12 protein-coding genes are annotated in these 12,721 nt (G+C 26.6%); 11 read left to right on the forward strand and 1 reads right to left on the reverse strand.

The annotated features are described in order from the left end of the window. The first annotated feature begins 2 nt into the window (after window positions 1-2). The 5 genes from pykF to recR all read left to right on the forward strand — a co-directional run bounded on the left by pykF (window position 3) and on the right by recR (window position 4,952). Window positions 3-1,427 carry a pyruvate kinase PykF gene (pykF, locus tag BCB68_RS09475; protein WP_216639346.1) on the forward strand — a complete coding sequence of 475 codons (1,425 nt, stop codon included), beginning with the start codon at window positions 3-5 and terminating at the stop codon, window positions 1,425-1,427. 206 nt (window positions 1,428-1,633) lie between these two features. Next, window positions 1,634-2,515: a hypothetical protein gene (locus BCB68_RS09480; protein ID WP_094080557.1), complete on the forward strand. Its 882-nt coding sequence runs from the start codon at window positions 1,634-1,636 to the stop codon at window positions 2,513-2,515. Window positions 2,516-2,641: 126 nt separating this feature from the next. Then, on the forward strand, window positions 2,642-3,676 hold the full coding sequence (locus BCB68_RS09485) for a hypothetical protein (protein WP_094080558.1): 1,035 nt from the start codon (window positions 2,642-2,644) through the stop codon (window positions 3,674-3,676). 64 nt (window positions 3,677-3,740) lie between these two features. Then, window positions 3,741-4,331, forward strand: a complete 591-nt coding sequence (locus tag BCB68_RS09490; RefSeq protein WP_094080559.1) for an IMPACT family protein — start codon at window positions 3,741-3,743, stop codon at window positions 4,329-4,331. Window positions 4,332-4,364: 33 nt separating this feature from the next. Beyond that, window positions 4,365-4,952: a recombination mediator RecR gene (recR, locus tag BCB68_RS09495; RefSeq protein WP_094080560.1), complete on the forward strand. Its 588-nt coding sequence runs from the start codon at window positions 4,365-4,367 to the stop codon at window positions 4,950-4,952. 96 nt (window positions 4,953-5,048) lie between these two features. Here recR and thrC read toward each other — a convergent pair whose 3' ends face one another. Continuing rightward, window positions 5,049-6,551, reverse strand: a complete 1,503-nt coding sequence (gene thrC / locus BCB68_RS09500) for a threonine synthase (protein ID WP_094080561.1) — start codon at window positions 6,549-6,551, stop codon at window positions 5,049-5,051. Between the two features lie 160 nt (window positions 6,552-6,711). On the opposite strand from thrC, the gene BCB68_RS09505 reads away from it, so the two are divergent. The 6 genes from BCB68_RS09505 to BCB68_RS09530 all read left to right on the forward strand — a co-directional run bounded on the left by BCB68_RS09505 (window position 6,712) and on the right by BCB68_RS09530 (window position 12,643). Beyond that, a complete protein-coding gene (locus tag BCB68_RS09505) occupies window positions 6,712-8,124 on the forward strand; it encodes a hypothetical protein (RefSeq protein WP_237048626.1) in 1,413 nt (470 codons plus the stop codon). Between the two features lie 2 nt (window positions 8,125-8,126). Beyond that, window positions 8,127-9,125 (forward strand): hypothetical protein, encoded by a 999-nt coding sequence (locus BCB68_RS09510; RefSeq protein ID WP_094080563.1) that lies wholly within the window; start codon window positions 8,127-8,129, stop codon window positions 9,123-9,125. A 51-nt stretch (window positions 9,126-9,176) separates the two neighbouring features. Beyond that, complete coding sequence (locus tag BCB68_RS09515) at window positions 9,177-10,562, forward strand: hypothetical protein (RefSeq protein WP_094080564.1); 1,386 nt, start codon at window positions 9,177-9,179, stop codon at window positions 10,560-10,562. A 260-nt stretch (window positions 10,563-10,822) separates the two neighbouring features. Next, window positions 10,823-11,437 carry a DUF1003 domain-containing protein gene (locus BCB68_RS09520; protein ID WP_237048627.1) on the forward strand — a complete coding sequence of 205 codons (615 nt, stop codon included), beginning with the start codon at window positions 10,823-10,825 and terminating at the stop codon, window positions 11,435-11,437. Window positions 11,438-11,444: 7 nt separating this feature from the next. After that, entirely contained in the window at window positions 11,445-11,759 is a 315-nt protein-coding gene (locus BCB68_RS09525) for a cupin domain-containing protein (RefSeq protein WP_094080565.1), read from the forward strand. Window positions 11,760-11,776: 17 nt separating this feature from the next. After that, on the forward strand, window positions 11,777-12,643 hold the full coding sequence (locus BCB68_RS09530; RefSeq protein WP_237048628.1) for a hypothetical protein: 867 nt from the start codon (window positions 11,777-11,779) through the stop codon (window positions 12,641-12,643). Window positions 12,644-12,721 lie beyond the last annotated feature (78 nt).

The raw sequence follows: 12,721 nt of genomic DNA on the forward strand, positions 1-12,721 counted from the left end.
AAATGAAAATTAAAATGACTAAAGTTGTTTGTACAATTGGACCAAAAACTGAAAGTGTAGAAATGCTTACAAAATTGGTAGAAAGCGGAATGAATGTAATGAGATTAAACTTCTCTCATGGTGATTTTGCTGAACACGGACAAAGAATCAAAAACATCAGAGAAGTTATGAAGAAAACTGGTAAAGAAATAGGGATTTTATTAGATACTAAAGGTCCTGAAATCAGAACAGGAAAATTAGAAGGTGGGAAAGATGTATTACTAGAAACTGGTAAAAAAGTAATTATGACAACAGATTATGATTTTGTTGGAAATGCTAGTAAATTTTCAGTTTCATATCCTGGAATCATAGACGACTTAAAAATAGGAAGTACTGTTTTATTAGATGATGGTTTAGTTGGATTAAAAGTTGAAGCTATCAACAAAGAAGCTGGAGAAGTTGAATGTGTTGTTACAAATACTGGAGAATTAGGAGAAACTAAAGGTGTAAACTTGCCAGATGTTTCAGTTGGTTTACCAGCATTAGCTGAAAAAGACATTGCTGACTTGAAATTTGGTTGTGAACAAGGTGTAGACTTTGTAGCAGCTTCATTCATAAGAAAAGCATCTGACGTTGCCGAAGTAAGAAAAGTATTAGATGATAATGGCGGAAAAAATATTCAAATTATTCCTAAAATTGAAAGCCAAGAAGGTGTTGACAACTTCGATGAAATCTTGGAATTAAGTGATGGAATCATGGTAGCAAGAGGAGATTTAGGAGTAGAAGTTCCTGCTGAAGAAGTTCCTTTCATGCAAAAAATGATGATCAGAAAATGTAATAAAGCTGGAAAACCAGTTATTACAGCTACACAAATGCTAGATTCAATGATTAGAAACCCAAGACCTACAAGAGCAGAAGCAGGAGACGTTGCTAACGCTATCTTAGACGGTACTGATGCTGTTATGTTATCAGGAGAATCAGCAAAAGGTAAATATCCAGTAGAAGCTGTTAAAATGATGGCTACTATTTCAAAAAGAACAGATGAGTTTAAAAAATTCAAACCAGTTGAAACTCCAGGAGCAGATATTTCTGTTACAGAAGCAATTTCAAGCGGTGCAGTAAGTACTACACAATCATTGGATGCTAAATTAATCGTATGTTGGACAAAAACAGGAAGATCTCCTAAGATGATTAGAAAATATGGACCAACTGTACCTATAATCGCATTAACTGACAATGAACAAACTGCTAGACAGTTGGCATTAGTAAGAGGAGTTAGAGCTTATGTAGAAAAAGGATTAGATAAAACTGATGACTTTTTTGCAAAAGCAAGAGAAATTGCAGCTAATCACGAAGAAGCTAAAAAAGGTGATTTAGTAGTATTAGTTACTGGAATTTCTAAAGAAGGAACAACTAATACATTAAGAGTAGAAAGAGTTGGAGAATAGTTAATTTCTAATTTTAAAAAATTTAAAAATTAAAATAATAATTATTTTTGGGGAATAGTTTTATAACTTTTTCCCTTTTTATTTTTTTATTTACAACTGTTTAGTATTTCAAGAATTTTAATTTATTTTTATAAAAAAATTTTGAATTTAAAAAAAATAGGATATAATTATAGTGCAATACATAAAATTTCTGGGATGTGATAAAAATGAAAAAATTCTTTCTAATATTAGCAGTTTTTTTAATGAATATAAAAATTTATGGATTTACACAAAAAGAAAAAATTCAAAGCACTTTGTCAAAAATAGGGATAAAACAAGAAATTATTGACGAAACAATAAAGCTTAACTATGAAATAAGGGATACACAATATTTTGAAGATGACGAAAAAATTATTTCGCAAAGAATTGAAAAATTAAAAAAACTTTTTGGTAAAGATGAGAGAAATTATATAATCTCACAGGATTTAATTACGATTTTTGGAGAAAAATTGGGAGAAAACTATAAACATTATTTGAATTTATTTATAAAATATACACCATATGAATATGAAAAAATTTTTTCAAAAATGATCTATTCACTCGATAACGGTGAAGTTTCAAATTTCCAAAATTATATGAACCAAATTTCTAAAACTTACAAAAATACTCCTGTAATTATTGAATTAGCAAAACTTTTTACAATAAATAACTTTGAAGAAAAACAAATCCAAACTGAAAAAGTTCTAAATTTGCTGAAGGAAGAAAAAGATAGAGAAAAAATAGGAGTTTCAGATGAAGAATATCACTTTATGCGACTTACATATTTTTTGAACAAAATTAGAAATTATTACGATAACGGTGAAATTGAAAAAGCTGTATCAGAATATTTGAAAAATGTGAATACTACAAAAGTCAGCGATGAAGTAAAAAATTATAATCTTCGTGCAGAAGTTATATTATATTTTAATGTTGTACTAATGAACGAGCAAATTTCAGATGAACTAAAAAAAGCAGTTAATATTTCTAGTTTGGAAGACACTTGGGTTGCGTCAAAAATTAAAGAAGAAACTGAAAAAGATAGCAAATTTTTGGATAAAATGTTACAATAAAAATAAAATAAAACAAAATAAAACAAAATAAATTTTATTTATTTATGAGATAATTAAAAAATAATATTAATAAATAAATTTGAGTTTAAATAACTTTAATTAATTAATTGATTAGATGGAGGGAAAATGAAAAAAAATTTTTTACTTTTAATATTTTTTATAATTAGTTTAAACGCTTTGGCTTATACAAGAGCTGAAAATATTAAAGATAAACTTTCTAAAATTGGAGTTAATAAAACAATAATTGATAAAACTATCGAGTTAGATTATGAAATAAAAGATGATTTTTCTGAAGATTTTGATGATAAAATGGAAAAATTGCAAAATCTTTACGCACAAGATAATAAAAATTTTTATGTTAGCGATTTAATTGCAAATGGGTACATGTTTTCTGATAAAAAAGACTTTAACAAGGCAAAAGAATACTTGGAAAAAGGTGAAAAATATAACGAAAAATTTGATAATTTGCTTAATAAAGTGAATTTGTATACCGTATTTAATAAAAAGAAAGATGAAAAAAGATACAAAGATGAACTAAAAAAAATTTATAATGGAACTCCTGTTATGGATTTACTGGACTTTGTCTATTCTGGAATTGAAAATTACAGAGATGAGAAGTTACCAAACAGCTCTGATGATTTGCCATTTGGGTCTTTTTATGATGAAAATACGGGCGAAATTATAAATGGAATTGCTAACGATGACGATGAAAATGACAATCAAAATATGAATTTCGAAGAAAGTCTGGATGAAATTAATAAAACAATTAGAAATTCTACAAAAGAAATTGATAAAAATGTGGAAAAATTTAAAAGAATTTTAAAATATTTTTCAAATGAAAAAAATAAACAAAAATTTTCTTTGACAGACGATATTTACAGAAATTTAGAACTTCTTGTGGAAACTAACACCATCGAAAAAATTTCAGCAAATGATGGAATCTTAAAAGCGCTGGATTACTATATAAACAATGTTTCTAATAAAGCGAAAGATAAAGAATTTGAATTTACAAAAGATGGGGAGATGACACTTTACGCACTGCTATACATAGGTTCTGCAACAATTAAAGATGAAAAAGTTTATGAAACTTACAGAAAAAAATTAAAAGATACAAAGGTTGCAAAACTTTTGAGAGATTCTGAAGCAAAAACAAACAAATAAATAAATAATATCTTAAAAATTAATAATTATAATAATTAATTAATAATTGGTTAAAGGAATTAAAATGAAAACAGTAAAAAAAGAAACTATAATCGAATTTGAAGAAAAAAAATCTAAATTTATTGGTTATATTAAGCCTATTACTACAGTTTTGGAAGGTGAAAATTTCATAGAAAAAATTAAAAAAATGCATCCAAACGCTACTCACAATGTTCCTTTGTACCGTGTCATTGAAAATGGACAGGAATATTTTAAATACAACGACGACGGAGAACCTTCAAATACTGCTGGAAAACCTATGGCTGAAATTTTAAATATTTTAGATGTCTACAATGTGGCAATTGTCGCAACGAGATATTTTGGCGGAATAAAATTGGGAGCTGGAGGACTTATCAGAAATTATGCCAAAACAGCTAAACTTGCTGTAAATGAAGCCGAAATTGTGGAATATATACAAAAATCAACATTTATAATAGACTATAAATATGAATATACTTCAGAGATAGAACTTTTTTTGAACAGCAAAAAAGATGAATATAAAATTGAAATATTGGAAAAAAACTACTCCGACAGAGTTACTATGAAAATATTAGCAACTTCTGAAATAGAAAATGAATTGAATAATTTTCAAAATATATTAGTGATAAAATTATAAAAATTTTTAAAAATTAAGGAGAAAAGTAAAAAAATGAAAAAATTAGATGATTTGATAGATGTCTTTGCGAAACTTCCTGGAATTGGAAGAAAAAGTGCACAAAGAATAGCTTTTGACATATTGGAAAAGAGTGAAAATGAAATTGATGAAATGCTAAATACAATTAAAACTTCACATTCTGGAATTAAGCACTGCAAAATTTGCGGAAATCTGTCAGAAAACGACATCTGTGAAATTTGTTCAGACGATAAAAGGGATAAAAATGTTATCTGTGTCGTGGAAGGTGTAAGAGATGTGATTGCTTTTGAAAAGTCGGACACTTATTTTGGACTTTATCATGTTTTAGGTGGAAAAATTGACCCGCTAAATGGAATAACTATTGAAGATTTGAATTTAAAAAATTTAATTAATAGATTAGATGGTTCTGTCAAGGAAGTTATTTTAGCTCTAAATCCAGATTTGGAAGGAGAAACGACAAATTTATATTTGACTAAAATTTTAAAAGGAAAAAATATAAAAGTTTCAAAAATTGCAAGTGGAATCCCAATTGGCGGAAATATTGAATATACCGATATTTTAACGCTTGGAAAATCGCTGGAAGGTAGAATTGATATAGAATAAAATAAAAAAAATAAAAAATAAAAACTGTAATTGAATTTATTTATTAATTATTCATATACAGTTTTTATTTTCAAATTATTTAATAAACTTATTTAATTATTTCAAATTTTTTATATAATTTTTCACAAATTTCTGAATATCAGCCTTATCAATCACATCTGAAAATCTAATCTCAGAATTTCTAACTTCAGTCAATTTTTCAGGAAATTTTACTCCAGTAATTTCTGAGACTTCATCCAAAATTGCATAAGGTTCTTTTGTATCATCAATTCCCAACGCTTTTGCAATTGGAGCTGGGAACTTGAATGGATGAGCAGTTGACATTATTACAGTGTGAATGTCTTTGTCCAGATGTTTTTCATCCAGTTTTTCGTAAACTGAATAGGCAACGGCTGTGTGGGGATCCATTAAATAGTGGTAATTTTCATAAATTTTTTTAATCGCACTTACAGTTTCTTCATCATTTGCAAATTCTCCGTAAAATTCATTTTGAATATTTTCTAGTTCTTTGTCGCTTACTGACAATTTTCCGCCTGAAAGCAAGTTTTTAATTAACTCGCTTACTCTCTTGCTGTCTTCATTTAACGCATAATATAAATATCTTTCAAAGTTTGATGAAAGAAGAATGTCCATTGATGGTGAATTTGTTGCATAAAAGTCTCTGTTTTTATTATATGTTCCAGTTTGGAAAAAGTCAGCTAAAACTTTGTTTTTGTTTGAAGCTGAAATAAATTTTTTGATTGGTACTCCAAGTTTTTTTGCAATAAATCCTGCTAAGATATTTCCAAAATTTCCAGTTGGAACCACTACATTAAATTCTTCCTCAGCTTTAATTGTTCCAGCATTTACCAAATTTACATAAGTTGTCACATAATATATAATTTGCGGGAATAATCTTCCGATGTTAATTGAATTTGCACTTGAAAACATAACATCGTGTTCATTTGCATATTTTTTAAATTCATCGCTTGAAAAAATCACTTTTATAGCGCTTTGAGCATCATCAAAATTTCCATTAATCGCAACGATTTCCACATTGTTTCCAAGCTGTTTTCTCATTTGTTCTTCCTGCATTGGACTAACTCCATTTTTTGGATAAAAAACGACAATGTTAATTCCATCAACATCCTTAAATCCTTCAAGTGCCGCTTTTCCAGTATCACCAGAAGTTGCCGCTAAAATTAAGATTTTTTTGTCTTCTTTTTGTTTTTCCTTACTCAAAAGAAGTAAATATGGGAAAAGTGACAAAGCTAAATCTTTAAACGCCAGTGTTCTTCCGTGAAATAATTCTCCAAAGCTCACTTTGTCATTTAATTTGTGAACTGGAACTATGTTTTTGTCGTTAAAAGTTGTGCTGTTGTAGGCATTATTTATGGCAGTTTTTATTTCTTTTTCTGAAAATTCTGTAAAAAATAATTTTATAATTTTTTCTGAAATTTCTTGATAAGATAAGTCTTTTAATTCATCATAAGTCAATTTTACATCTGGCAATTTTTCTGGAATATACAATCCTCCATCTTCACAAAGTCCATGAAGTGCCGCAAAAGTAGAACTTTTTACATTATTGGGATTAATTTCTCTCGTACTTTTATAGTTCATAACATACCTCTTTTCATTTTCATTTTTTTATATGGAATAATTATACTATTATTTTTTATAATATGCAAGATGAGGGACAAAAAAAATAAAATTTTAGCTTTTATATAAACGAAAATATGGTATAATTTAAGTAAAAAAGAGAATATTTTATTGGAAGGATGTGTTTTGTTTGAAAAAAGTATTTTTAATTTTATTGCTGCTATTTACGATTGTGTCATGTGAATTAGAAGATGCCAGAGAAGCTTATAATAAAAAGGAATATTTAAAAAGTATAGAATTAGTTTTTAATTATTTTGAAACAAATCCAAAAAAAATTAATAAAATTAAGCCTGAAATAAAAAATGAAATTATGGAGAAATTTTTGAATATTACAAATCATTATAAAGAGATGACAGGGAGCCGTGATTTGAGCGAAAGACAGAAAGGTTATGAAGAATTGGTTAAAATTTATGCATTATTTGACACTTATAAAAACTCTTCAACTTTTTCGGATTTTCAGCAAAAATACCCTTTGGATGAATCTTTGAATAATATTGAAAAAATAATTACGCAAAGATTAAAAAATAATAATTATAATTATGAATATTATGGTTATGACCATTTTAAAGATGTGACGAATGATATAAATAATTACTATGAAGATATCTTAAAATTTATTGATTCTATGGAAAAAAATCCAAAAATATCCAATGAAATGGCTTTAAAATATAAAGAAATAAGTAAGCAGATAAATAAAAATAAAGCTAATAAATTTATCGAATTTGCTAATGCAAGTGAAAATAAAAAAAATTATAGAGAAGCACAGAGATTTTACGAAGAAGCTGATAAACTTTTTGTAATAACTCGCCAAGATGCAAAAAAAGTCTCAATTAAAACAAAGGAATTAAAAGAAAAGGCTGATTTGCAAGCAGCACAAAACGCATATAGTATAGCTTTATCAAGCCTTAAAAATGCTAAAACTAGAAATGACTATAGAAACGCAGTTTGGGATTTAGAAAGAGCAAATGAACTTGTTCCAAATTATAAAGATTCTGTAAGTTTGATTTCAAAATATAAAGATAAAATTTATGTAAAATACAATATTTTTGGGTGCAGCAATAGCTGGGTTGAAAAATATCTAGATAAAAAATTGGAAAATGTCATTGGTAAGAAAACTTCTGCAAATTCTGCTGAAGTTCAAATAAATTGCAGAGTTACTGATAACTATAATATCTCTACATTTCCTAGCAATATTGAGAATCTGAGAGAAATAAGAGAAATTGTAAATAATGCTGGTGAAAAGGTTACAAAAGAGTTTATATTTCAAAAAATTAAAAGTCTAGCGATCGAAAAAATAACTTTTAACTATGAAATAGAAGTATCAGGTCTTGTAAAACAAAGATATTCAAATAATCTTTCAGAAAAAAATGAGGTGCATTCACTCCAATATATAGGAGATATTCCAAAAGAATATAAAGATAAGGATAAAATAGAAAAACCTTTAGGTGAAACCAAAATGAGAAATAAAATTTTAGAAAAATCTAATTTAGAAAGAGAATTAAATCAAATAATTGATGCGATGGATAGGTTATAGTTATGAAAAATAAAATAAAAAAAATAATTTTAGTTAGTACATTTTGCTTTTTACCAATTATAGCGAAATCCCAAAGTTTGGGAAATATTTCAGGTATTTCAAAATTGGAAAATTTTTCAAAAATAAAAAATATTGAAGCAGAAAAAATATTGGATTATGATACACAAATTGTACTAAATAATAATCTAGCTTATGAAAAAGAAAATAATAAATTATTTACTGGAGTTGCAGTTCAAAAAATAAAAGATAACATCAAAAATATAAATTTTTATGAAAACGGAAACCTCATTTCTTATTACAAATATTTTCTGGACGGAAATATTGAAGAGGCAAAGGAGATTGACAAAGAAAAGAATCAAGTAATTATCCAAAAATATGATAAAAATAAAAAAACTGCTTCACAAAAAATTTATGAAAATGGATTTTTAAAATCAGAAAATCAATATGTCAACGGAAATTTGACCGCAGAATATAAATCTAGTGGAAAAGAAAATGGGAAATTTATTTACTATAATGGCAACAAAAAAGTTTTATCAGAAATGGAAGTTTTGCAAGCTAATAAAAAAGGACAGAGTTATCAAATACCAAAGACTATAAAAATCTTTGGAAAAAACGGGAAAATTGAGAGGGAATACACTTTTGAAAATGGAACTCTTGAAAATCAAACACAAAAAGTTTATTATCCAAATGGAAATTTGAAATATACTGGAATTGCTAAAAATAACGATATGATAAATATGGAAATAAAAGATTTGTATGAAGAATATAATTCCAATGGAACAAAAAAAATGAGTTGTAAAGAAATCGAAACTGATAAATGGAGCTGCGAATACTATAAAAAAAATGGAGAACTAAAAATTAGAAAACAAATTAAAAAGGATTTTTCTAAAAATTTAGCTACTTCAAAGTATATCTATGATAATGAGCCTGGAATGAATTTTTTAAAATCTGTGGGAGAAGGAATAGGAAATATATTTTTGATGATTTTAGAAGGAATATAGATGTATTTGAGTTTAAATAATAAAAAATTTTAATCGAAAGGATCTGTTCTTATGAAAAAAATATTTTTAATTTTATTGCTGTTATTTACCATTGTATCTTGTGAATTAAAAAAGGCACAAGAGGCGTATGATAATAAAGAATATATAAGAAGCATATATCTTACTTTGAGTTATTTTGAGAAACATCCAAACAAAGTTGAAAAAATTAAACCAGATATTAAAAATGAAATTATGGAAAAGTTTTCTAATATTGTAAATTATTATAAAACAGAAGCTGGAAGCAGTAATTTAGAAGAAAGACAAGATGGTTATGAAGGACTTTATAAAATTTATGCACTATTCGATGTTTACTCTCAATCTTCAAATTTTACTGATTTTTTGTCAAAATATGATGGCGATGAACTTTTAGGCGAAATTTATAAAATTATAGATGAACGTATAAAAACAGGAGAATTGGAAGGTAAATATTCTAGAGATATTATTTCAATACTTGATGAATATTACAGAAATATGATTGGTTATACTAAAGAATTAAGTGAAATAAAAAAAATAGATGAAAATAAAATTTTAAAATATGAATCAATATCAAGAAAAATGTCTCAAGCTGAAGCTGATAAACTCATAGAATATGCCAATATAAAAGAAAAAGCTGAAGAATACCGTGAAGCACAAAAATTAAATGAAGCAGCACAAGAAACTTATGGACAATATCAGAAAAATTATAAAAATATGTATATAAAAATTAGAGAACTCAAAAAAAAAGCTGATTATCAAGAAGCAGACAAGCTTTACCAAAGTGCTGTACGAACTTCTGGTGCTGTAACTAAACATGGATACAGAGAATCAATAGAAAAATTAAAAAAGGTACAAGAAATTATCCCTAATTTTAAAGATTCAAAAGAGAAAATTGCAGAGTATTCTAAAAAAGCCTACGTAAAATATAACATTTCTGGTTGTGATAATAGCCATGTCCCTGCATATATAAATGGTCATTTATCCAAAGTTGGAGTTTATACAAAATATTCAAGTGAGGCTGAAGTCCAAATAAATTGTAAAGTTACAGATAATTATCAAGTTTCTACGTATCCTAGCCAAATAAAAAATTTATCTCAAGTAAAAGATGTTAAAAATAGCGATGGACAAACGGTAAAAAAAGAATTTATATTTCAGGAAAGTAAAACTAAGTCAGTTGAAAAACTAGATTTCAGTTATGAAATAGAACTTTCTGGATATGTGAAAAAAAAATATTCAGGTAATGCATATAAACAACACGAAATAAACTCGTTACAGTATTTAGGAAATGTTCCGTCTGAGTATTCTGGCAAAGATAAAATTGAAAAACTTTGGGGAGAAAGTGAAATGAGAAGAAAAGTTTATGATAGTGCATCTTTTTTTAAAGATCTTGAAGATATAGTTAAGGAGTTGGAAAAATTATAATTATATATAAAAATAGCGAATTGAAAAAATCTGACAAAAATGGGAAATTAAAATATATAAAAATAGATGGTGCACTTGAAAATAACATATCTTGCTCTTTGAATTAATAAAACAATATTAATAGTATACTTAAAATTTATACTTTACTAAAAGAGCTTTTAGTGAATTCATAGTAAAAAAATTTAAATGTATTTTGGTATAATGCTTGTATTTTTTTTATTAAAATGTTATCATAATAAACGGGAGAAGGACAAAAAATTATGAAAAGGAGTAAAAAATTGAAAACGGTCAAAACAAAATCAAAAAGCATTAAAAATAAAGAAATTTCTTTAAAACAGATGCTTAAAAGTGTAGATGATGACTTAAAAAGAGAAGAAATAATACATATGCTGTTAGAGCAAAAAGTTTCTAAAGTTATAAAAGAAGAAAAAGATGAAAAAATAAAAATTTCAAATAAAATTTCAAGATTTATTGGAAGCAAAAAATTTATTAACTTGGTTATCGCAGTTGTGGCAATCTGGCTTTTTATAAATTTGATATTTATATTTAATAAACAGTTTGACTCTTATTCTTTTGTAATTTTAAATGCAATTTTGTCTTTTGTTATGCTTTTATTTTGTTCACTTATTATAATTAATCAAAACAAATCAAAGAAACTTGATGAGAAAAAGTCTTTGAATGATTATAAAGTGAATTTAAAAAATGAGATTGTAATTGAAGATTTGCACTACAAGTTAGACGAGTTAATAAAAAAACAAAATGAAATGGCACAAAGAGTGGCACAATTGGAAAATAAAAAAGGGAAAAACAATAAAAAAGAAAGGACATTTAAATTTATAGATATTACAGAAACTGAAAAGGAACACGATAGTTGAGGTGAATATGAACATTTTTGATTTGAAAAAATTTGAAAATTTTGAAAATAATGAAGAAATTATAACAATTTTGGAAAAAAATAAAAATATAAAAATCGAAAGAATTATTTCAGAAGGTCAAACTACCGACTGGCAAAGTTGTGATAAGAATGAATTTGTAATTTTGGTGCAAGGAAATGCTGAAATAACTTATTTTAAAAATTCTGAAATTGTAAAATTATCGAGTGGTGATACGCTTTTGATAAAAAAAAATAAAAAACATAAAGTGAGTTATACAAGTAAAAATCCGCATTGTGTGTGGATTTGTATTTTTTATAATTAAAAGGGAGATGATTTTTTATGGTAATGATGATAATGTTACTTATATTTTCACTAGTTGTAGCAATTTTGGCAGGGATTCCATACATAAAAAAAACTGTGGAAGACAATAAAAAATTAAAGGAATTTGTTGAAAATGGAATGGGTAAGAATGAGGCAAAAGGAAAATTGAGAGATGAAAAGACTTCGACTGATAAAGTTATTTGCTATTTGTTTTATTTTTCTTTTGTAGTTTTTGTAATAAGTGGAGTTTACAATATCTATTCACTTACTCAAAATAATGGCATGGGATCTGACAGCACAGCTCAGACTCAACTGCAGCCAACAAGTTCGATGCCTGAAGTTTCAACTGGACCAAATGGAGAAACTGTACAAAGTCATAATAACACTAATTCTTCTGACTCTCAAAATATCCCTGCAACTAACAAGAATTTAAATAGTTCATCCGAAAATGAAAACGATGCAGCTATACAAAATAATGTAAGAAGAGAACAAAATAGAATAAACAAAATGTTTGAAGAAAGTGAAAGAAATACAAAGGATTTACTTAGCGCCTTTACTCGAAATGTTCAGAATAAAGAAGCTGAAGAAGGCATAAAAAATGGAGAAAAAGCTCTTAAAAATGTAAAAAAATCCAATGAAATGTTTAAAAACGCTCAGTGTGTTCAAACAGGCGACACAAGTTTTGACAAAGAATGTCCAAAATTGTTGGAACAAGGAAAAGAGTTATATTCTTCAAAACAAGTGACAGTTGAAAAAGCATTAGAAATGCTAAAAAGTATTGAGAAAGGAATAAAAGATGTTCAATCTAGCCAAATTGGACAGGAAGTGATGAAAAAAGGCGAAGAGCTATGGGATAACATTAAGAAAAATATAAATGGTAATTAATTAAAATATATTTATTAAAAAATAGGGAAACTTAAAAATATAAATTAAGTTTCCTTATTTTGTTTTTTTATTCTTAAA

Origin of the sequence: Leptotrichia sp. oral taxon 498, from assembly GCF_002240055.1 — a bacterium.
In the GTDB taxonomy this organism is placed as follows: Bacteria; Fusobacteriota; Fusobacteriia; order Fusobacteriales; family Leptotrichiaceae; genus Leptotrichia; species Leptotrichia rugosa.